The organism is Pseudomonas sp. 300 (genome assembly GCF_055803035.1).
The window spans coordinates 3,537,131-3,558,450 of record NZ_JAVLRV010000002.1 but is presented as its reverse complement, the minus strand read 5'-3'; the positions used below and the strand labels follow the sequence as shown (position 1 = coordinate 3,558,450).

The 21,320-nt window shown below is 59.5% G+C and carries 13 protein-coding genes; 7 read left to right on the top strand and 6 right to left on the bottom strand.

Annotated features, from left to right (window positions below; genetic code table 11):
- Positions 1-146 precede the first annotated feature (146 nt).
- Both Q7W83_RS22785 and Q7W83_RS22780 read right to left on the bottom strand, forming a co-directional pair.
- Entirely contained in the window at positions 147-2,558 is a 2,412-nt protein-coding gene (locus Q7W83_RS22785; protein WP_150631241.1) for a glucose/quinate/shikimate family membrane-bound PQQ-dependent dehydrogenase, read from the bottom strand.
- A gap of 213 nt (positions 2,559-2,771) precedes the next feature.
- Positions 2,772-4,154 carry a carbohydrate porin gene (locus Q7W83_RS22780; RefSeq protein ID WP_150631240.1) on the bottom strand — a complete coding sequence of 461 codons (1,383 nt, stop codon included), beginning with the start codon at positions 4,152-4,154 and terminating at the stop codon, positions 2,772-2,774.
- A 425-nt stretch (positions 4,155-4,579) separates the two neighbouring features.
- Between Q7W83_RS22780 and Q7W83_RS22775 the strand changes: the two genes are divergently transcribed.
- Together Q7W83_RS22775 and Q7W83_RS22770 are read left to right on the top strand one after the other, a co-directional pair.
- A complete protein-coding gene (locus tag Q7W83_RS22775) occupies positions 4,580-4,810 on the top strand; it encodes a VF530 family protein (RefSeq protein WP_007903672.1) in 231 nt (76 codons plus the stop codon).
- 2 nt (positions 4,811-4,812) lie between these two features.
- Complete coding sequence (locus Q7W83_RS22770; protein WP_150631239.1) at positions 4,813-5,448, top strand: Pr6Pr family membrane protein; 636 nt, start codon at positions 4,813-4,815, stop codon at positions 5,446-5,448.
- A gap of 44 nt (positions 5,449-5,492) precedes the next feature.
- On the opposite strand, the gene Q7W83_RS22765 is transcribed toward Q7W83_RS22770, so the two are convergent.
- Both Q7W83_RS22765 and Q7W83_RS22760 read right to left on the bottom strand, forming a co-directional pair.
- Positions 5,493-6,278, bottom strand: coding sequence for a siderophore-interacting protein (locus Q7W83_RS22765; RefSeq protein WP_150631238.1), 786 nt, complete (start codon positions 6,276-6,278; stop codon positions 5,493-5,495).
- On the bottom strand, positions 6,275-6,850 hold the full coding sequence (locus tag Q7W83_RS22760; RefSeq protein WP_150631237.1) for a PadR family transcriptional regulator: 576 nt from the start codon (positions 6,848-6,850) through the stop codon (positions 6,275-6,277). The genes Q7W83_RS22765 and Q7W83_RS22760 overlap by 4 nt, the downstream gene beginning before the upstream one ends.
- Positions 6,851-7,359: 509 nt before the next feature.
- Here Q7W83_RS22760 and Q7W83_RS22755 point away from each other — a divergent pair.
- From Q7W83_RS22755 to Q7W83_RS22735, 5 genes are all read left to right on the top strand, one after another.
- A complete protein-coding gene (locus Q7W83_RS22755; protein WP_150631236.1) occupies positions 7,360-7,851 on the top strand; it encodes a CS1 type fimbrial major subunit in 492 nt (163 codons plus the stop codon).
- 103 nt (positions 7,852-7,954) lie between these two features.
- On the top strand, positions 7,955-10,477 hold the full coding sequence (locus Q7W83_RS22750; protein ID WP_473657100.1) for a CS1-pili formation C-terminal domain-containing protein: 2,523 nt from the start codon (positions 7,955-7,957) through the stop codon (positions 10,475-10,477).
- A gap of 39 nt (positions 10,478-10,516) precedes the next feature.
- A complete protein-coding gene (locus Q7W83_RS22745) occupies positions 10,517-11,257 on the top strand; it encodes a molecular chaperone (protein ID WP_473657098.1) in 741 nt (246 codons plus the stop codon).
- Positions 11,258-11,262: 5 nt separating this feature from the next.
- Positions 11,263-11,754, top strand: a complete 492-nt coding sequence (locus Q7W83_RS22740) for a CS1 type fimbrial major subunit (RefSeq protein WP_473657096.1) — start codon at positions 11,263-11,265, stop codon at positions 11,752-11,754.
- 47 nt (positions 11,755-11,801) lie between these two features.
- Positions 11,802-13,067 (top strand): hypothetical protein, encoded by a 1,266-nt coding sequence (locus Q7W83_RS22735; protein ID WP_473657094.1) that lies wholly within the window; start codon positions 11,802-11,804, stop codon positions 13,065-13,067.
- A 45-nt stretch (positions 13,068-13,112) separates the two neighbouring features.
- On the opposite strand, the gene Q7W83_RS22730 is transcribed toward Q7W83_RS22735, so the two are convergent.
- Both Q7W83_RS22730 and Q7W83_RS22725 read right to left on the bottom strand, forming a co-directional pair.
- Positions 13,113-18,188 carry an NEL-type E3 ubiquitin ligase domain-containing protein gene (locus Q7W83_RS22730; protein WP_473657091.1) on the bottom strand — a complete coding sequence of 1,692 codons (5,076 nt, stop codon included), beginning with the start codon at positions 18,186-18,188 and terminating at the stop codon, positions 13,113-13,115.
- Between the two features lie 154 nt (positions 18,189-18,342).
- A partial coding sequence (locus Q7W83_RS22725) for a transglycosylase domain-containing protein (protein ID WP_473657089.1) occupies positions 18,343-21,320 on the bottom strand: 2,978 nt, incomplete at its 5' end.

Below are 21,320 nucleotides of genomic sequence, written 5' to 3'. Positions count from 1 at the left end.
CAGCGATGGCGTCCTGTCAGCCAGCATCAACGTTGAATGCTGAACCGCAATCGCCGGCAAGCCAGCTCCTGCAGGGGGTGCGTGTCACCCACAAAAAAAGGCGACCCCCTCGCGGGAGTCGCCTTCGTTTTAACCGCCGCTAAACCTTACTCGGACAGTTTGTACGCAATCACATAGTCACCCTGTTTGGTGCCCAGAGACCCATGACCGCCCGCCACGACCAGCACGTATTGCTTGCCGTCCTTGCCGGTGTAGGTCATCGGTGTGGTTTGCGCGCCTGCAGGCAGGCGACCTTCCCACAACTGTTTGCCGTTTTTCACGTCGTAGGCACGCAGGTACTGGTCGAGGGTGCCGCTCAGGAAACCAACACCACTGCCAGTGGTGATGGTGCCACCCAGGCTAGGCACGCCCATGCTCAGCGGGATCGGAACCGGCGAGCTGTCGCGCACGGTGCCGTTCTTGTGCTTCCACAGGACTTTGGCGGTGGTCAGATCGATCGCCGCCACATAGCCCCACGCCGGCGCCTGGCACGGCAGGCCCATTGGCGACAGCAGCGCTTCGAGGACCACGCCGTACGGCGCGCCTTTGTTCGGCTGCACGCCTTCGGTTTCGCTTTTGCGCGGGCCTTGGGCCGCGATTTCGGCGGCCGGGATCATTTTCGATTTGAACGCCATGTAGCTCGGGTTCACGAAAGCGATCTGACGCACCGGGTCAACCGAGAAACCGCCCCAGTCGAACACACCGAAGTTGCCGGGGTAAACGATCGAACCCTGCAGCGACGGCGGGGTGAACGGGCCGTCGTAGCGCATGGATTTGAAGTCGATCCGGCAGATCAGTTGATCGAACGGGGTGACGCCCCACATGTCGCGCTCTTGCAGCGGCGGCGGCATCAGGTTGAGGTCGGATTTCGGTTGGGTCGGCGAGGTGTGATCACCTTCGACAGCGCCTTGTGGCACCGGCACTTCGTTGATCGGCACGATCGGTTGGCCAGTGCTGCGATCCAGCACGTAGATGCTGCCTTGCTTGGTGGACGCCAGGACCGCCGGCTTCACGCCGTCAGCGGTTTTCAGGTCCATCAGGGTTGGCTGGCCACCGACGTCCATGTCCCACAGGTCGTGGTGGGTGAACTGCATGTGCCAGCGCACGTGCCCGGTGGCGATGTCGAGGGCCGTCAGGCCGGCGGCGTGCAGTTCCGATTCCGGCGTGCGTGCGCCACCGAACTGGTCCGGTGTCTGGTTGCCCATCGGCAGGTACAGCATGCCGAGTTTTTCGTCGACGGCGAACATCGACCACATGTTCGGCGAGTTGCGGGTGTAGACCTTGCCTTCGGCAATCGGCGTGGTGTCGTCCGGGTTGCCGCTGTCCCAGTTCCACACCAGTTTGCCGGTGTGCACGTCGAACGCGCGGATCACGCCGCTCGGCTCGTCGGTGGAGACGTTGTCGGTGACGTGGCCACCAATCACCACCAGGTCTTTGGTCACGGCTGGAGGCGAGGTGGAGTAGTAACCGCCGGCGTTGAAGCCGCCGATGTTGGCGCTCAGGTCGACCTGGCCTTTGTTGCCGAAGTCTTCGCACATCTTGCCGGTGTCGGCGTCGAGGGCGATCAGGCGGGTGTCGGCGGTCGGCAGGAAGATACGGCGTGGGCAGACAGTGCTGACCGGCGCAGGGCTGGCGGTGCCGGTCGGGCTCTGCTCGGAGGCGTAAGCCGCGTCATCGTGATACGACACGCCACGGCAGGTCATGTGCGCCCAACCCTTGAAGTTCGCCGCATTCTGCGTGGAGAGCTTCGGATCGAAACGCCAGATTTCCTTGCCGGTGTCCGGGTCCAGCGCGATCACCTGGCTGTGCGGCGTGCACACGTAGAGCATGCCGTTGACTTTCAGCGGGGTGTTTTCAGCGGTGGTTTCACCCGGATCGTTCGGCCCCGGCAGGTCGCCGGTGCGGTAGGTCCAGGCCGGAACGAGCTTGTTCACGTTCTGCGGGGTGATCTGTGCCAGTGGCGAGTAACGATCACCGTGGGCGCTGCGGCCGTAGGAGTTCCAGTCACCGTCGGGCATGGCCGGGGCAGTGTTGGTCATGCCCGGCACGCTGTCGCGGTCCAGTTGGCCTTTGATTTCACCGGGGTTGGTGAATTGGCTGGCCAGAGCAGCAACGCCCGCCAGCACCACGGCTACGCTCAGCGCGCCGGTGCCCATCGGCGCGGGGCCGGTGATCAGCAGCGGGCGACGGAACCATGGCAGCAACATGACAATACCCAGCGCGAACAACATCGCCAGGCGCGGCACCAGTTGCCACCAGTCCAGGCCGACTTCCCACAGGGCCCAGACGGTGCTGGCGAACAGCACCAAGGCGTAAAGCCCCAAGGCTGCGCGGCGGGCAAGAATCAGCAGCACGCCGGTCAGTGCCAGGCCGATACCGGCCAGCAGGTAATACAGCGAGCCGCCGAGCATGCTCAGTTTGATCCCGCCGGCCAGCATGGCCAGGCCCATTAGCAGAAGCAGAATGCCGAGCAGGGTCGGCAATAGACGGCTTCGACTCAAAGCACCATCAGTGCTCATAGTGTGGTTCTCCGTGACGTTTCAAGTAGTCCCGCGCAAGTTCACTGTAGATGACGATCCGGCGCGGGCATGGTTCAGATAAAAAAGGTTCGGTTGATGCGGTCCCCTGTGGGAGCGAGCCTGCTCGCGAAAGCGGTGTGTCAGTCAGCATTGATGTTGAAGCTGATGGCCTCTTCGCGAGCAGGCTCGCTCCCACAGATTTTGTGGCGTTGGTTAGAACGAGGACTGGACCTTGATCCCGCCAATCAGCGCGTCATCGACCTTGTCCACGCCACCGGGGTGGCGGATGTATTGCAGGTTCGGGCGCACGGTCAGCCAGTTCGTGACGTGCACGCCGTAATAGAGTTCGGCGCTGTATTCGGTGTCCTGCGGCGGCAGGTAGCTTGGATCGTCGAAGTCGTAGACCGCATGGGCCTGATTGCTCGCCTCGGCGTTTTTGCGGTATGCCGGATTGACATGAACCCGGGCCATCGCGAAACCGATGTCGTCCTTGGCGCGCGCATCGAACAGACCTTTGTAGACGACGCCGGCCTGGACATAGTTGTCGATGGCGTTGGTCTTCTTGTCGTGCATCGTGCCGTTGGCGAACACGCTCAGGCCACGGGAGTGGTCGCTGGCACGACTGGTGAGTTGCTGTTGCACGCCGAGCCACACGCCGTGCTTGCTCGATGCGCTGCGGTAGGCCTCGCCACTCAAGGCGGCGGGCTGACCATTGCGGTCCTTGTAGGCATCGGTAGCGTTGGCGTTGCTGTAGTAATAACCGGCGCGGTATTCGCCCGGCAGGCCGTTGAACTTCGGCGTCCACACCAGTTCCACCGGCAAAATCGCACCTTGGGTGCCACTGCCGCTGAGCTTGAAACCGTTGCCGCGATCGAGGTTCGACGGGTTCTGTTCATACGCGCCGACTTGCGCGTACAGCTCCGGTGTCAGGTGATATTTGACCCGCATCGCCCATTGGCTGACCGGCCAGTTGTACCAGATGCCGCCGACCCAGTTGCCGACCTGCGAGCCGCAGAACGCCAGGTTCTGGAAGTCGCAGGGGAAGCTGTTGAAGTCTTCGCCTTCACCGAAACGGCCGACCTTGATGTCGAGTTTCCGGTCGAAGAATTTCTGCTGATACCACATCTGCGTCAGGCGCCAGGTTTGCCCGCGACCCCAGACTTCCTGCGCTGAAGTGAAACCGCCGACCCGTGGATCATTGATCCGGTCGTTGCTGATGTTGTTGCCGTTGCGCTCGGTGATGGTCAGCTGGAATTCAGCGTCGTCCCAACCGAGGATCTTCTGCAGATCGAGATGCGTGCCGAGGCCGAACTGATCGCTGTAGCGTGCGGTGCGGTCATGGTCGTAGCCGCCGTGCAGATTGCTGCCCATTTCACCGGTGTAATCGACTTTGAAGTCGTAGCCTTTTTCCGAAAGCTCGGTGCGCGTGCCGTTCCAGTCACCGAGCATCCACGGCGATTCGCTATCGAAGGCCGGGGCGGCCTGAACGCAGGTGGCGAGGCCCAATACGGTGAATCCGCCGATCAGGTTCAGGGCATTTCGGCTGGCAACAGCCGGTAAGACAGCGCTGTCTCGCGATGATTGAAGATAAGGCATAGAGAAGGAATTCTTGGTCTTTTCTGGGGAGTGAACTGAAAGCAGCAAGGATGGAGCGATGAGCGGAAGCGTTTCAGCTTGTCGGGCGCAAGGATAATGTTCTGTTACAAATAGAGAAAGACCTTTTCCCGACATGAATTCTTTCGGATTTGGTAACAGTCAGAACACCGTGGCAACTGAGCTGCGGTGCGGCGATCCGACTTGCCAGCGACGGGGCCATTGAATCTTGCATCGCTCTGCAGATCGCCATCGCTGGCAAGCCAGCCCCCACAGGGGGCGTGTGATGCCGTAGATCCTTAATCGCGTTCAAATTTTTTGTCCCGTTTCGCCTACATTTATCAGATAGCGCACAGAACCCTTCCACCCGAACACCCCCTCGGCTAAGGTGCGCGGCTTCCAATTTATCTCTCGCGTGAAGGCCCGGCATGACCGAACAGAACAACAACCCGCTGCACGGCGTGACGCTGGAACAAATCCTCAACGCGCTGGTTGAACATTACGAATGGTCGGGGCTGGCCGAGCGCATCGATATTCGCTGCTTCAAGAGTGACCCGAGCATCAAGTCGAGCCTGACCTTCCTGCGCAAAACCCCGTGGGCGCGGGAGAAGGTTGAACGCTTGTACGTCAAGTTGATGCGCACCAAGCGCCCGCTCTGAACATGGTCAGCCAGTCTGCCGCGAGGCGTCGTTTTGTGGCGGTGGCGGCGCTGCTCGGCTGGGCAGGATTGAGCATTCAGCTGTACCTGATTTTCTATTCACGCTGGGCGCTGGGCGCCAGTTTGCTGGGTGGGTTGCTGAGCTTTTTCAGCTATTTCACCGTGCTCAGCAATACGTTGGTGGCAACCGTGTTGACCTGCGCATTGACGTCCCGCGAGTCGGCGGCACGCCGCTGGTTTTTGCAGCCGTGGGTGAGCAGCGGGATTGCCGTGAGCATCGCCGTGGTCGGCCTCGCCTACAACGTCCTGTTGCGCCATCTGTGGCATCCCGAAGGCTGGCAATGGCTGGCCGATGAACTGATGCACGACGTCATGCCGCTGCTGTTTCTGGCCTGGTGGTGGTTGTGCGTGCCCAAGGGCACCTTGCGTCTGCGGCACATCGCGCTGTGGGTGATTTACCCGTTGGTGTACTTCGCGTATGCCCTGCTGCGCGGGCATCTGCTGGCGACTTATCCATACCCGTTCATTGATGTGGACACGCTGGGTTATCCACAGGTGTTTGTGAATGCCGGCGGATTGTTTGCGGGGTTTGTGCTGATTGCCTTGCTGGTGATCGCGTTGGATCGCCGCCGGGGCTGATCACCCCAACGTCTGATCAACGCCGCTCCTACAGTCCTGCGTTGTTATTCCTCGTCGCTGTCGTCCAGCCGCCAATAGCCGACGGCTTTGAGGAATTGATCGTTCAGCCCGTGCTCGTCCAGCAATACCCGACGAATCTGCCGTGACACTTTGCTCTCTGTGGCCACCCACGTGTACAGATGGCCGGCGGGTATCTGCAATTCCTTCACCGTGGTCAGCAGATTGTTCCTGCCACCGTCGCGCAACACCCAGATCACATTGACCTGCGCCGGGCTTTCGAGCTTCTGCTGTTCCGCGCCGTTCTCCACCTCAATGATCACCAGCGCTCGCCGATTGGCCGCCAAACCCTCCAGACGCCGCGCAATCGCGGGAATTGCCGTCTCATCGCCGATCAGCAAATAGCTGTCGAACATGTCCGGTACGATCATCGAGCCGCGCGGCCCGCCGATGTGCAGGAACTGCCCCGGTGTGGCCTGTTCGGCCCAGGTCGAAGCAGGGCCGTCGCCGTGCAACACGAAGTCGATGTCCAGCTCCAGCGTGTCGAGGTCGTAGCGACGTGGCGTGTAATCGCGCATCGCCGGCATCGGGCCGTTGTCCTTGCCGGCACCGAGCACCAGGGTCTCCAGCGCCGCGTGTTCTGCCGCGTTCTGCGGGAATAGCAGTTTGACGTGGTCGTCTGTGCCCAAGCTGATGAAGCCGGCCAGTTCAGGGCCGCCCAGAGTAATCCGGCGCATGCGCGGGGTCAGGTCAACCACCCGCAAGACTTGCAGGCGACGGCGTTTGATTTCATGCATGACACGGTGAATGGTGTGCTCGATCACTTCAGTCATTCAGCTTTCTCCGCAGTGGGTTGAACGAAGGGGCCATCGACGATGGCTTTGGCGGTGTCGTTGAGCAGGGCGGCGACCCGAACGATTTCTTCCGCGCTCCAGCGACCGTGATGCAGTTGCAACGCATGACGCAGGTTATGCACCGCTTCGTGAATTTCAGCCGGACGGTCATGGCCGCGCAACGAACGCTTGCTGACATCGATGCGCATGCGCACGCCGTCCAGTGCAACCGCTTGCTCACTTAAAGACAGACGACCGGTGTCAGTCACGCTGTAGCGTTTTTTTCCGCCTTCGGCATCGCCCTGGATCATTTCGCTTTCTTCCAGAAAGGTCAGGGTCGGGTAGATCACGCCGGGGCTGGGGCTGTAGGCGCCGTCGAACATGCCCTCGATCTGGCGGATCAAGTCGTAGCCGTGGCAGGGCTGTTCTGCGATGAGCGCCAGCAGCAGCAATTTCAGATCGCCGGGGGCAAACACCCGTGGGCCGCGACCGCCGCGTTCGCGACCGGGGCGTTTCTCGAAGCCGTCGCGGCCGTCACCGTGTTCGCGGTGGGGGGAATGATGGTCTCTCATTTTTCCTTCTCTCTGTCGTGTTTAGATACAACTTAAGATATATCTTATCGAGAAGGCAAGTGAACAGGACCAACGGTCGCCGGCGCAAGGACGTCGTGGCGGTTTTCAGTGCAGGGGGCAGAAAGCACCGTTTTATCGCTTGCTATTTTAGAGTGATCAATCTAATTGTGAGTAACTAACAGAGAATGATTTTTAATAGTTAAGCCTAAGTAGTCCTTCTCTTACAGATTGTCTGTTTTATTTATCTGTGTGCTTTTTTAATTAAAACTGTTTGTAGTATGTTTCTGTCGGGTGAACGGTTTAATTATTGATTTTTAGGGTTTTTTCTACTTGCTTGTGGGTGGTTGTTACTACACGTTCTTCGGAAGTTACGTACTTACTTTCTCAGGAAATTGGCCGATCATTCTCTCCGTCGAAAGTTGAGTCAAATTGCCACTATTTAAGGCGGCGATCTGGACGACTCATGCTTTCCACTGACCAATCACTTTGAAAAATACAGGTATTCAACCATGTTCAAGAAGTTTGCAATCGCCGTTCCGATGACCCTCATGGCCCTGAGCACTTCGATGGCGTTCGCTGCGGATGAGTCGCGCACCTCCATTAACATTACTGCTGAAATTCCGAGTTCGATCTTTTATGCCCAGCCTGTAAATCCGGACTTCGGTAAAGACGAGAAAATGCAATACCTCATCCCTGCCGGAACCCTGACAGACGTGGCCGGCATGTACGATATCAAGCACACCGAGGGCTCGGTGAACGCATACGTCGAAGGCGGTCCGCAACCCTTGTTCAACGGTTCTGTGGCGCAAAACATTCCCCTGACTTATACCTTCAATGGAAAGGTATTGACCGGTACCAGTCAGGAAGTGGTAGGTGATACCGAATCCAATGGCGGCATGCGTGCGGAGCTGCGTATAACCGCAACCAAACCCACTGCCTCCCAGGTCGGCCTGTACACCGCTAGTCCGGTCGTGATTTTCGATGCTGTACCCCGCATTTAAGTCTTGAGCCAGGGCTTGTCCTTACTTGATAGCCTGACCGATCGGCAGGCGATTTTTGTCTGTCGATCGGCTTTAACATTTTTATCCATAGAGTATTTCGTTCATGTTCCCGATGACTCCCATCGCGACGGCGCTTGCCCTTTTTTTTTGTGCAACGGCCTTGGCCGCACCCACGGAAAACGGCACTACACCGAGAAGTTTGCTGGCGCAGGCCAAGGGGCTGCCGAGCGAGTTTGAAGAGCACTTCTTTGATGTACCGCTGGCGGTGCGCGTGGAACTTGACCAACAATTTCTCGGTGAGGCGATGGTCGTGTTAACCCGCGACGACCGCATCACCCTCGTTGACTTCACCGATGTCAGCGACAGCACGATCAAGCCCAGTGAACGCGACACCTGGTCGAACTATTTGAAGCAAGGCGTGGCGCTGGGCAACTGCCAGGTGAAATGCCCCGAGCAGCTATTGGCCGTGCACTACAGCCTGGAAAACTCGCTGGTGTCGATCCTCACGGAAAACGCCGAACGCGACGATCAGGTGCAGCGTTATTACAACCAGCCCGAAGGCGGCAGCACCGGGTTGATCGTGCGCAACCAGTTGAACCTCAATGGCGGGCAAAACCAGGACCTGGGCGGGCGATATGGTCTTGAAGCCAGCAGCAGCCTCGGTAACTGGACTCAAGCGGTGAACCTGCAACTGTCGCGACTGGGCGGTGTGGATAACCAGATCTATCACGCCGTGCACGAGCTCTATACCCAGCGCGAACTGGAAGGCAATTTTCTGCGCCTTGGCTTATTCACGCCCAACTCGGAAGGCCTGACCCGTCAGCCACGCTCCTTCGGCGCCAGCCCCGACACCGCAGTGGGTGTCATGTACGGCAGCTCCGACAGCCTGGCCATCAATAACCCGAAACCGGCGGTCTACCCGATCTACGTCACGGCCAATCGCCAGGGTTCGGTGGAAATCTATCGCGACGGTTTGCTGATCAACACGCAGGCGATGCCGGCAGGTTTGCAGACCCTCGACACGCGGCCGTTGCCCGGTGGCATCTATGAAGTGGAAGTGCGCCTGATCGAAGACGGTCAGATCACCTCCAGCACGCAGGAACTGGTCTATAAACCCAACAACTGGCGCAATCATGACGAGCGCTGGCGATACAACCTGTTCGCCGGGCGTGAATCGAAATTGCTCAGCAACTGGGACGATCAGAACGACGGCGACATGACGGCCGGTGCCGCCTTCAATTTTCTGCTGCACCCTCGGGTGATCCTCGGCCTGTCGGGCCGACAGGTGAAAGACGCCCTGCAATACGGCACCTCGGTCGATTGGGCCATCGTCAACAATGCCAGCGTGTATGCCAACGTCTACAAGACCGAGGACTACGGCACCGGCCTCGACGTGCAGGGGCTTTATTCCTACGGCAGCGGCAGCATCGTCGCCAGTCACAACCGCAGCTGGCTCGACACCACCCGGCTCTACGACACGCTGCCGGACGGCACGCGAGTGCGGCAGCGCAACGTATTTATCGGCCAGACCAGCAACTCGTCGTTGTCGGTTAACCATCGGCTTACCAGCAAAAGTTCGGTCAATGCCCGGGTGTCTCATAGCGAAGGCAATACCGAAGGCGTCGGCGTGGATCTGGGTTGGAGCCAGCGCAGCCGATTGTTCGGCAGCGACGCCAACTGGCGCTTGTCGCTATTCGACAGACCCGGCAGCTTCAGCTCCGGCAATGACCGCAATCGTGGTGTCGACCTGAGCGTCAACATTGCCCTGGGCGGTCCGGGCGAACAGATCTCCGGCAGCATCGGCACCCGCACCGATCGCGACGGCGGGCGCGATAACAATGCCTCGGTCACCTACCGCAAAGATTTGCAGGATCACCTGCTGCAAAGCGTTTCCGCCACGGCCATCACCGACACCTATGGCATCGGCATGAACGCGATGGCGACGATGCAATCGGAGCAGGTCAACGCTGACGGTTTCATCCAGCGTTCCTCTTACAACAACGACTTCACCGGTGGCCTGAACCTCGACAGCACCGTTGCCGTCGGCGGGCAGAAAATGGTCATGACCAGCCAGTCCCACCGCAACGGAGCGGGCATGATCATCGATGTCGAGTCGGACATCGATGACATCGCCCTGCGTGCCGACGATTTGAGCGGCGGCAGCGCAATCCTCAAGCCAGGGCGCAATTTCGTGCCGATCACGGCTTACAAAAGCAGCTCGGTCAGTTTCGATTTCGAGGGCAATCACGTTCCGGCCGCGACCATCCAGCCGGCCCGCTCCAGCTATCACCTGAACAAGGGCGGCGTCGAATATCGGCAGATTCGCGTGATGAAAACCCTCACCGTGCTCGGTCGTCTGGTGGACTACCAGGGCAGCCCGCTCAAGGGCCACCACATCATCAACCACGCCAGTCGTGGGGTGAGTGAAGTGGACGGTTTCTTCTCCATGGAAATGAACGCCGGTTCCCCGACTCTGGAAGTGCGCCACGGCAACCAGTTGCTGTGCCAGTTCCGCCTCGACCCGAGCAATGGCCGCACGGAAAACAACGTGCTGATGATCGGCGATCTGCGTTGCACGCCGGATACGTTGGCAGACCTGACGCTTGAGACGCCGACGGCAGGCTGATGCCCGGCAAAACGCACTTTTTCTATGAGGTAAATGACGATGAAACGTCGGTTGGCATTGATTGGTTTTTGTTTGTTCACCCAGACGGCTCACGCCGGGCCGAGCATCAATATCGGCACGGTCTACGACTATATGGACGGTGATAAAAGCACGTACTTGAAACGCGTGTTCAATGGCGGCGACAGCACCGCTTTCGTCAAGGTCAACATCCTTGAAATCCTTTACGACGCCGACGGCAAGTCGCAGGAAGTGCCGCTCAAATCCAGTGCCGACGGCAGCACCCGGGACGGCTTGATGGCCAGCCCGGCGCGGCTGATCGTGCCCGCCAATGGCATGCAGGGCACGCGGCTGCTGTACATGGGCGAGCGTGACCGCGAGCGCTATTTCCGCGTGCGTTTCGTGCCGGTGGTGCCCGAGAAGGAAGACGAGTTCGCGGTGTCCGTTGAAGAGCGCGAGGAATACAGGAAAACCCTGTCCGCCGGGGTCACGGTGCTGGCCGGGTATGGCGCGGTGTTTTTCGTTCGTCCCAAGGACACGCGTTACGCCAGCGTGATCGAGAACGGCGCGACGGATTACCGCATCCGCAACAACGGCAACACCGTGGTGGTGATCGACGAGTTCAAGGACTGCGCGGTCAAGAACGACCAGGACTGCCAGCCCACCACCAAGCATCACATTCTGGCGGGCCGCACCTTCGAGTTCGAGAAGCAGGCCGGCCGCGAGTATCGCTTCACCCTGGTTGAAGGCGAGAGCAGCAAGAAGCTCGATGTGAAGGGCTGATGACCATGTTCAGAAAACTGATGGTTCTGATGGTATCGGCAGTGGCCTGCCATTCAGCGTTTGCCGCCCGCGAGGTGCATCACTTCGAGGTGTTCGTGACGATCCCGAGCCAGGCGTTCTACGTCATTCCCGCCGACTCCGGCTGGATTCACCGCGAGCAGCAATTGCCGTGGAATCTGGTGACCTCGACCCTCGGCAGCTTGCGCAAGTATTTCGATGTGAAGAATGAAGCCGGCTCCATCGAGGCCCGCCTTGAGGGCAGGCCTTATCTGTCCAACGGCACGGATGCCCATGACATTGGCTTGCGCGTGCTGTTCAACGGCCATGTGCTGAATGAACTGACCAGTAGCGAGGTGGTGTCGATGAGCGATGCCGCGCCGGGTAAACGTGTGTTGCTGGAGATCGTGCCAATGCCGCCTGACGATGGGGTTTATAAACCGGGCAGCTATTTCGGCAGCGTCAATTTGATTTTCAACGCAGTGCTGCCGGGGGCGTGATGCCTGCAGGATTGGCTGTTGACCTGACTCGTTTCAGAGGAAAAAACATGAATCATTCACAAGGCATGGGGCGGCAGGTACGTTGCTGTGTCGGGATCGGGGTTTTATCGTTGCTCACCTGTTCTTCAGCCTGGTCGGAAGAAGTCTCGATTCTGGCGTCGTTCCGACCGGACTCGGCAAACCCTCAGCAGAATAAATTCAGGAATGACACACCTTCCAGCGGTTATTGCGCAGGTTATCCCAGCGAGTGCCGTGACAACGACATGTTCAGCCTCCGTGTGCCGATTCAGTTCAACTCCAATGCGCCGATCCAGGCGAATCACCCGTCGTCCCGCCAGGGGGCCACGTTCAAAGTCCCTGCACAGTGGCGCGAGTTGTCCGTGGTGCATGAAACGACGGGCGAACCCGAGACGGTCAAGGTTCGAATTGCAGGTCTGGGCTCCCAGTATGTGACGGAGGACGTTCTCAGTCTGGTCGGTGGAGGGAGCAGCTATGTATTTGCCCACGCCCAACTCTGGGGCGCCAGTTGGGTGTATGCGCCCGCTCCCTGTCTTTATAGTGGCGTAGGACTTGTGGGGTCGAATAACTATGCCTTTTTCTGGAAAACACCCGCCGAGGCCAGCTGCGATAAGCAGGCCAGGTTCAACGTGCCCTGGTTGCGTTACAGCTATCTGGATTTCGCCTATGAACTGATCACACCGAACCCGTTGGGCATGTCTTCGGGCCGTTATTCGGGACGCCTGACCTACAGCGTCGGACCGAACGGCGATTTCGATATGGGTGACGTCATGCAGCCAACCGATTCGACACTCGTGCTGAATTTCACGCTGGAAGTGCAACACACCCTCAAGGTCGAGATACCACCGGGCGGCAATCGCGTCGAGCTGGTCCCGCAGGGCGGCTGGCAATCGTGGCTGACGCAGGGGCGCAAGCCGACACGCCTGTTCCGCGATCAGACGTTCAATATGTCTTCGTCGAGTCGCTTCAAGATGAACCTCGACTGCCAGTACACCCTGGATGGCAACCGCTGTTCGGTGCGCGACCCGGTTTCCGGTCATGTCGTACCGCTCGACGTCAGCGTGACGCTGCCCAATGGTCTGGTGGATGCTGCCGCGCAACCGGTCAACCGCCGACCGTTGCGGCGCGACGGCATTGGCACCGAGCTGTTCCAGCCACGCTTTTATGTCGATCGCAAACCGGGAACGTTGCACTTCGAGATTGCCCGGGACGAGGTCGGCGAAATGCTCAAGCCCGGTGTCGCCCGATCCTACTCCGGCCTGGTCACGGTCATCTGGGATTCGGAAGTGGGTTAAGGGTTGAACCCTGATGCATCACCCGATGCATCAGGGGTTTGCCGATTACGGCTGTGCGTCTTTTTGCAGCGCTGCACGGGTCAGCTTTCTGCTCAGCTCTTTTTCTTCGTAGCCCATGTCGTGAAGCAATCCGCCGTAGACCTCATCGGTCATGTCTTGATCCGTCAGTACCACGCTCTCATCAATATCCAGTCGGCGAGCGAGGTCTAGCAGGCGTTGTTTGAGTGCGCGTCGTTGCGCAATTTGCTGGTCTTTGGAGTTGGCCCAGGCATGTTGTACTTCGCGCAACTCATCCAGCAAGTCGCTCCTGGTTTCGTACAGCCGGGTATTGCGCCGGAACTCGTTCGGGTAGGTGTCACGCAGGTACTTCTGCCAGAACGGCTGCTCCAGCATGTCGTTGACCAGGCCATCGCCGGCTTCCATCGACATCACCGTATCGAAGGCGGTGTCGAGGGTTTCGGCGCTCACGCCGGCCACGCGGCGATACAGCATCGACTCCGATTGCCAGGGTAAATCGAGGCGCTGGGCCAGGCCGGTTTCGTAGGCGAGGTACACCTCCACTTCATCGGGATTGCCCGGTCGGCTGCCGAAATCGGCCCGGGCAATGTCATCCACCCGCGCGAGGCGAGCGGCACCTTTGGCCAGGTTCACCAGTTTGCTTTCAAGGACGGCGTTGGACGTCGACAAGGCATGGGCTTCGGAGGCGAGCACCTTGATGCCCATGTGGTTGAACACCTGGGCCCCGGCATCGGCACAGGTGGTGGGCGCCCTGGCCATTTCGAACAGGTCCTTGCGCAACCCGGTGTCCAGGTCGATGGCTTCGATCATGCGCCATACCCGGTTGCTGAGCTGTTGGCGCAATTCGCCGCCGGCCCGATAATCGGCCGAGCGGGTCTGCTTCTGGATCAAGGCAAAAAAGTCTTCGGAGCCAGGCTCGGTCATCAGATCGTGCCAGGCTTCCTCCCGGAAAGTCCCCAGCCCCGAGACCTCGGCACTCCACCAGACCGAGTCGTCTTCCATCGGCCACAGGTTCATAGCGTCTCGTGCAGCGTCGGCGTAGACCTGTTTGGGCGCGATGCCGACTGACCGTCGATACGCTTTGAAAATCACCAGGTTTTTGTCCGAGAGTTGTTTTTCGTACAAGCGAGTCCGTGCCACGAGGAAAGCATCCTCGGAGCCGGGTACGACCGTCGGAATGACGCTGATCGGGTTCTCCTGCAAATCCAGAAAAAAGCCACGCGGTCGACGCTTGTTGAGCGGCCCGAACAGGCCATCGGGCCAGGTGGTGGCCCCAGTGTTGCTCAAGCTCAGGATTCTCAGTTTTGGCATGCGCCCGACGTCCGGGAGCCTGCCCAATTGCCTGTTGTCATCGAGCCTGAGGGTTTCAAGGCGGGTCAGGTTGCGCAGTTGCTCGACGGCGGACGGGGTCAAGGTGATGTCGTTGTTCATCAGCCGCAAGGTTTGCAGGTGGTGCATCTTGCCAATGGTTTCGGGCAGTCGCGTCAACCCGCAACTGCGGGCGCTCAGTTGCCGCAGATGAGGGAAGTCGTTCAACAGGCCGGAGGAGGTTTCGGAGAAGGTCGTGCGGTCCAGATTCAAGGTGCTGATCTGATCGAGGTAGTGCTTGATGTCCGGCAGTTCCTTCCACCAGCGTTCGAGATCGGGCACATCGAACTCGACGGACAGGTCCAGCGCATAACCGCCGTCGGCCGTGAGACTGCGTTCACCGAATACAGTGGGTTTTCGTTTGAAACAATCGATAAGCCGTTCAAGGATGTGCAACCCGCCACCGCTGACGAACCCGCGTTGGTCCGGCCCCCAGCTATCCGGCTGCCGGTATCGCCAGCGATTGAGCAGCACGCGCAAGTCATCCAGTTCGCGGTCCAGTCGGGTCAGTGTCTGGTGCCCTTGCTCCTGCGAGCCCAGGGAGCGGACGAAGGTGTTGACCTCGCGTTCGTTGAAGTGGGGGTAGATATCCTGTACCCGTTCGGTGAGCGTGGCAGCGGTCGTGGAGAAACCGGGACCGCGTAACAGCACCATGTCTTCGTGGATGGCCTTCGGGCGGATTGGCGGCGCGGCGAGCGCAGTACGGCGCTGCGCCGGAGTCTCGGTCTTGGCCATCACCCATTGCTTGAAAAAGGCACCCTGGCCCGGCCGATAACCCAACTGCGCCAGTTTGTCTTTCGGCAAAGCTGTGAGGACCGCTTCGTAAAAACCAGCGGCTTCATGCAGCTTGTGGTTATCGGCGTCCCAGACTTCGAACTGGTTCACATCATCCTTGACCAGCACCCGGACCGTCGCCGCATCGTGTGTCCCCACGCTGCCGCGCAGTGGTCCGGCATCGTTGCCTTCGCGAACCTCGATGCGCAATTGCGCGAACGTGTCGGTATGAATCCTCAATGCGTTCAGCACCAGGCATTCGGTTTCCGCTACCCACTGCGCGCCATCATGAAAGCCCTCATAGGCATGGTTGGTCCGGGCTTCGAAGGCCGCTTCACGGGCTCGGCTTTTCAGGCTCAATGGCAGACGTTGCTCCTGGGTCATGCGCGTGAGGTCGGCAGCGTCGGCACTGTTCAGCAACGTCTGTGCCGCGCGGGTCGGCAGCTCGGGAAATGTCTGGCGAACGAGGCGGATCTGCGGATCGTCGGACGGTTGGGTACCTTGGTAAAGCTGATGGACGATGCTGGCATTCTGTCGACTGGCTTCGTCCGCCAGTCGATTGCGCAGCGCTTGCACCTGTTCGTCTTTGGCGGTGGGGCGACCGAGCACCGCTTGCAACTCTTCTTCGCTGAGGAACTCGACCAGCCTCGGCGCAAACTTCTCGCTCATGAGCTGCGACTGGCTGGTGGACAGCGTCTGCGCCTCGCTCGCCTCGGCATTGCCGTACTGGCGGAACCGGCTCGTCATGTCGGCGTTTTCGTAAACCCTCAGGGCTTTATCCGATGGCCAGCCTTCCAGGTAAGTGGCCAGCGACTCGAACCAATAGGAGTGCGGATCCAGAGGCTGGCCCGTGCGAATCCGTTCAATGGCGTGCCGGGTCTGCTGCTGGATTCTCAGGCGTGTGAGGCTGTCGTCCAGTAGCGGTGGCGGGGCGGTATTGTCGACGTACATCCGGCGCAGCGCAGCGTCGTCGGTGCCGCTGGCGATACGCACGTTGTCCAGTTGCGCGTCGCTGAAGCCATCCACCGAGTGGCCGAGGCGACGCATCAATGTCGGGCGATCCCATGCTCGCGGGGCCTCGGCTTCGTGGGTCCAGGCGCCGAGGCCATTGTGTTTCAACTCGGGTAGATAGGCATTCTCGCGGTGCGGGTGTTTGACGCGATAGTCGCCGGTTTGCGGGTCTTTTTGCACGGCGTAGTGCTGGTCATCCAGTGACAGAATGTCCTGGCCTTCGTGGGCATGCAGCCCCAGCGCGTCAGGGCTGGCGTCTGCCGGTAACTTCACATCGGGCCGCGCATACGGTTTGAGGTCGGGATGCCACAGCCGTGGTTCGCCGTTGGGCAGGGTGACCGGTTTCATGCCCTCGATCAGCGGTGACAGTTTCAGGCGTGCAAGGCTTCCGATCTTCGCGCCGGCGGCAAACGCCACCAGCGAAAGAAAGTCCGAGACCACACCGGCAATATGCTCGCCGGCTTCGGTCCACATCCCCAGGGTCATGTCGACAACGCCTTCGAGGACATCGCTGGTCATCTGATACACGGAGTAGATCATCATCATTTCACCCAGCCCCGGCACGAACGGCGTGACGACCATCAGGGCGATGTTGAAGATGTCCGAGACTATTTTCTTGAAGTTCTCCCACCAGGCCCATCGGGCATTGGAGTCGGCATCGGCGGTGGACACAGCAATGTGTCGGGCGTCATTGAGGACCTTGTTGAGTTTTTGCTGGAAGAGGTACTCCCAGAGTTCGCCTGCAATCGGTGCGGCTTTGAACTGCAGATTGGGATTGGTGACGGCAACTTCCCGCCAGCTCGGCCCCTGGTCCAATGGCTCTTTTTGATGCCACTTTACTTTGAACAGGCGTTGTTGCAGCCCGCTGAAAAAATGCCCTCGGTCTGATTGATCGACGAACCGGCTGAAGTATTGCTGGTAGGTCATGCCGGTGGACGACACGACGTTGTTGTCGCGCAGCTGGCGCGTCAGTTCTTTCATGAACGCGACGGTCGAGGGGTACTCTTTGAGCGGGTGCTCAGGGTCCTGCGGGACGTAGACCATCACCGGAGTAGCTTCGCGGATGTGTTGTTCCGGAATCGGTGTGATCAACACGATTCCGTTCAGCAGGCTGTCGAGAATCGACAACTCGGCGAATTGCATCACCCGGCCTTTGCGGGTGAGGTTGCGCTGGCCATCGAGCATCTTCAGGACCAGGTCGCTGGCATCGGCGTCGATGTCGCCTGTCAGCACGGCCAGTTGAACCGCAGCCTTGAACGCGGCTTTCTCGCTCTCGACGATTTTCAGCTTCAGGTAACCCTGGGCGAGGCTGTCATTGGGCAGCAACTGCTCTTCGAGGTATTTCGTGTAGCGCGCGCCAATGTCCAGTTCGCGGCAGAGGTTCTGGAACCGGGCAATGGACATTTTGCGTTTGATCGGCAGGATGTCGAAGTGCCCGCGCGCATCGGGCTGGCTGATGAAGTCCGAGTCCGGTTCGCAGGTTTCTGTGCTCGCGAAGTTATGCAGGGCCGCGTCCAGCAGGGAAACAGTGCGGGTAACAGCACCGCCGATGTCGCTGGCATACCAGGGCAGCTTTTTCGGTAGATAAAGGTACAGGCAGGTTGTCTTTACATCGACGTCGACACCGAACTGTTTCATTAACGCGTCGGTCAGTAACGGTTCGGCGAACTCGTAAACGCCCTGCACCTTTTCCATGACCTGGTCGACGGTGTTTTGCGCTGACCAGAGTTCAAGATTGGCTTCTTGTAATGGCGCGTGATCGAAATCCCAGGCGCTCTGTATCCATTGCCCTGAAGCCGTTTGTGTGAGGCTCAGTTCATGAAGCCGTGGCAGTGACGCGCCTTTGAAGGTGGGGTGGATGCGGTTCTGGATGAACGCGTAGTGGCGGCCTTTGTTGTCGTCGTTCCCGGATGTCGGTAGCGCTGATATACGTCCGTGTAAGTCAGTCATGCTTTTAATAAACCTTGAGCATTAAGTGGAGTGACCAGCCTAACGCCCGAGGCTCAAAGTAAAAGTTTGAATTACCGCTGCTTGATCCGCGTTCCTCTGTGTAAAGGCATTGGAATTATCAATGCCGAAAATAATTAATTACCGCCATCGTTTATCAGCGTCGCGCTACCTCCACCGGCAGGCATTGGGTATGCGTGCCCGGTTGCAGGTACGGCGTGAGAATCGGTGCCATGCCCTTGAGTACTTGCACCGGTAAGGCTGAGGTGAACTTGAAGGCTTCGGCGGTGCTCCCTGGGACGAATGCGGTCAACGTACCGAAGTGGCTGTCGCCGATATAGAACACAAAAGTGGCCGTGCGGTTGATCGACTTCGAACTCAGAATCCGTCCGCCGGCACCAATGGCTTCGATGCGGTTGTCGCCGGTCCCGGTCTTGCCGCCCATGGCCAGCGGCTTGCCATCGGGGGTGATGAAAGTGCCGGAAACACGTTTGGCCGTACCGGCGTCCACCACGTGCGACAAGGCTTCGCGCATGGCCGCGGCGACTTCGGACGGCATCACCCGTTTGCCGACATCCGGGTCGTTGATCAGCTTGGTTTCGTACGGCGTATTCGCCGCGAAGTGCAGGCTGTCGATGCGCAATGTCGGCATGCGCACGCCGTCATTGAGGATGGTGCCGATCAGTTCCGCCAAGGCTGCCGGGCGGTCGCCGGAACTGCCGATGGCGGTGGCCAGCGAAGGTACCAGGTGATCGAACGGATAGCCGACTTTCTGCCAGCGCGCATGAATGTCGAGGAACGCTTCGATCTCCAGCATGGTGCGGATGCGGCCATCGCGGGCACCCTTGTGTTTGCTTTTGAATAGCCAGCTATAGACTTCCTGACGTTCAAACTGGCTGGCCTTGACGATATCGCTCCACTTGGCGTCGGGATGATTCAACAAATAACCGATCAGCCACAGATCCAGCGGGTGGACCTTGGCGATGAAGCCCTGGTCCGGCAAGTCGTAGAGGCCGGGGCTGTAGTTTTCATAAAGCCGTTGCAGACGATCGTCGGTGAGTTTTTCGGTGAGCTTGGCGCCTGCGAGATGCGAGCGCACGAAGGTGTTGAAGCTCTCCTGACTGGCTTGCGGCAACAGATAGCGATGCACTGCAGCCATGCGAATCGGCGTCGGGCGCATGCTGTCGAGGAAGGTTTCGAGGCGTGCCTGGGTGTCCTTGTTTTTGTATCTCTTCCAGAACTTCAGCAGGAACGAAGTGCCTTCGCGGTCGGCGAACTCGGCCAGGTATTCCTGACGCCGCGGATCGCGGTCGTCCCCAAGCAGGGCCGCGCTGTTGTTCGGGCCGGAGTAGGTGGTGTAGCGCACCAGGTCACGCATCAGCCGAATGAACGGCAGGTTGATCGATTCGCGCAAGGCATCGCGCAAGGTTGGTATGCGACCGTTGTCTTCCTTGCGGAAGTTGACGAAGGTATGCAGCCCGCCGCCGGTGAAAAAGGCTTCGCCGGGGCTGGCCGAATATTTGCGGTCCAGCGCGGCGCCGAGCATGGCCGCCAGGTTGCGGTCCTTGTTCTGGATCAGGTACTCGACGGCCCATTGGCTCAGGCGATCCTGATCCGGGATGTCGACTTTCTTCAGTTCCGGGACGGTCATTTCGGCGTACTTTTCGTGCAGCTCGGCGATGATTTGCAGGTAGGTGGTCAGCACCCGCATTTTCGCGGTGGAGCCCAATTCCAGTTTGCTGCCTTCGTTGATGTCGAATGGCTGATCGGTGCTGTCGGTCTGCACGCGTACCCGCGAACCATCCGGGGTCAGTTCGAACAGGGTGAAGCTGTAGCGCACTTGCGTGGTGCTGGTGGGCGTGAGCAGGCGTTCGCCCATCAAACCAATCTGCGTGGCAAACGCCGGGTCGGCCAAATGCTTGAGGTACTCGGTGACCTGGGTTTGCAAATCGCCTTGCAGGGTGCTGGTGGCCGAGAGATCGAGGCGGTCGAGGTCGTACAGCGGACGATTGAGCAACCCGCCCAGGCGACTGCGCGCCACGCTGATGCCTTTGTTGGTTTCGATCGGTTGAATGGTCGGCTGGGTCTGCCAGTCGCGATAGACCACTTTGCTGGCCAATGCGGCGGCGGCGAACGGCGCGTCGATCACAAAGTTTTGCGCCAGCAGGCGAATGTGGCTGTCGGTGAGTTCGGCCAGTTCGTCACGGCCCTTGGTCAGGTAGTGGGAAGGGCGGCGCTGGGCAATCATCAACGACAGCATCTCACGCAGGGCCAGGCCTTTTTCCGCCATGGCCTTTGGATCCGTGTCAGTACTGAGCAACCGTTCGTTGGCCTTGTTGAAATCGGCGCCGTACCAGACACGCAAACCTTCGGCCATCCCGTGCACTTCGCCGTGGCCGGGCACGGCGGACAGCGGCACGCTGTTGAGGTAATCACGCACCACGTTCTGGCGAGCCACCAGGGTTTCCGGCCCGGCCTGATAGGCGCGCACGCTGGCGGAAATCATCTGGCGGATTTTTTCCCCGCCGGACACCGTCAAGCCGTCGGGCGAATGCCGGTACTTCTCGAGCTGTGTCGCGAGGGTGCTGCCGCCCGCCGATTGGCCAGGCATGTGCAGCAATTTGGCGACCTGCGACCACGCCGCCATGCCGAATCGTGGCCAATCCACGGCGGGGTTGGCCCGGGGTTGACGAGGGTCGAGCAGGAAGCGGTTTTCGATGAACAGCAAACTGCTGACCACCACCGGCGGGATCGCGTCAAAGCTTGAATAGAGTTGCTGTGGGTATTTGTACTGATAAAGCGGTGCCGCGCGGCAATCGGTGATCGACAGTCCGGCCTGAATTTTTTCTGCATAGGGCACGAAAAAGCCCTTGTCGGTGTAGTCCATCAACGGTTGGGAAAAGCGGGTTTGTGCCGCAACGACATAGTCGCGTTTGATCAGGCGCGGCAGGAATTCACCCAGAGCGCTGTAGCCCAGACGTAAATCAAAAGGGCCGGCCCCTGGATAGCGAATGGCATCGCTCGGGCCAGGCTTCAGTTCGTAACTCAGGGTAGCGGCATATTTGCTGGCTTCCCGTGATTGAAACTTCGAGGTACGCATTTCCCTGACAGCGGCCAACCCCAGAGCGATCAGGA

Excerpts from the sequence above, each read along its gene's own strand:
- Q7W83_RS22745 (WP_473657098.1), top strand. The coding sequence starts at position 10,517 with ATGAAACGTCGGTTGGCATTGATTGGTTTTTGTTTGTTCACCCAGACG.
- Q7W83_RS22755 (WP_150631236.1), top strand. The coding sequence starts at position 7,360 with ATGTTCAAGAAGTTTGCAATCGCCGTTCCGATGACCCTCATGGCCCTG.
- Q7W83_RS22760 (WP_150631237.1), bottom strand. The coding sequence starts at position 6,850 with ATGAGAGACCATCATTCCCCCCACCGCGAACACGGTGACGGCCGCGAC.
- Q7W83_RS22730 (WP_473657091.1), bottom strand. The coding sequence starts at position 18,188 with ATGACTGACTTACACGGACGTATATCAGCGCTACCGACATCCGGGAAC.
- Q7W83_RS22775 (WP_007903672.1), top strand. The coding sequence starts at position 4,580 with ATGACCGAACAGAACAACAACCCGCTGCACGGCGTGACGCTGGAACAA.
- Q7W83_RS22735 (WP_473657094.1), top strand. The coding sequence starts at position 11,802 with ATGAATCATTCACAAGGCATGGGGCGGCAGGTACGTTGCTGTGTCGGG.
- Q7W83_RS22740 (WP_473657096.1), top strand. The coding sequence starts at position 11,263 with ATGTTCAGAAAACTGATGGTTCTGATGGTATCGGCAGTGGCCTGCCAT.
- Q7W83_RS22785 (WP_150631241.1), bottom strand. The coding sequence starts at position 2,558 with ATGAGCACTGATGGTGCTTTGAGTCGAAGCCGTCTATTGCCGACCCTG.
- Q7W83_RS22770 (WP_150631239.1), top strand. The coding sequence starts at position 4,813 with ATGGTCAGCCAGTCTGCCGCGAGGCGTCGTTTTGTGGCGGTGGCGGCG.
- Q7W83_RS22765 (WP_150631238.1), bottom strand. The coding sequence starts at position 6,278 with ATGACTGAAGTGATCGAGCACACCATTCACCGTGTCATGCATGAAATC.
- Q7W83_RS22780 (WP_150631240.1), bottom strand. The coding sequence starts at position 4,154 with ATGCCTTATCTTCAATCATCGCGAGACAGCGCTGTCTTACCGGCTGTT.
- Q7W83_RS22750 (WP_473657100.1), top strand. The coding sequence starts at position 7,955 with ATGTTCCCGATGACTCCCATCGCGACGGCGCTTGCCCTTTTTTTTTGT.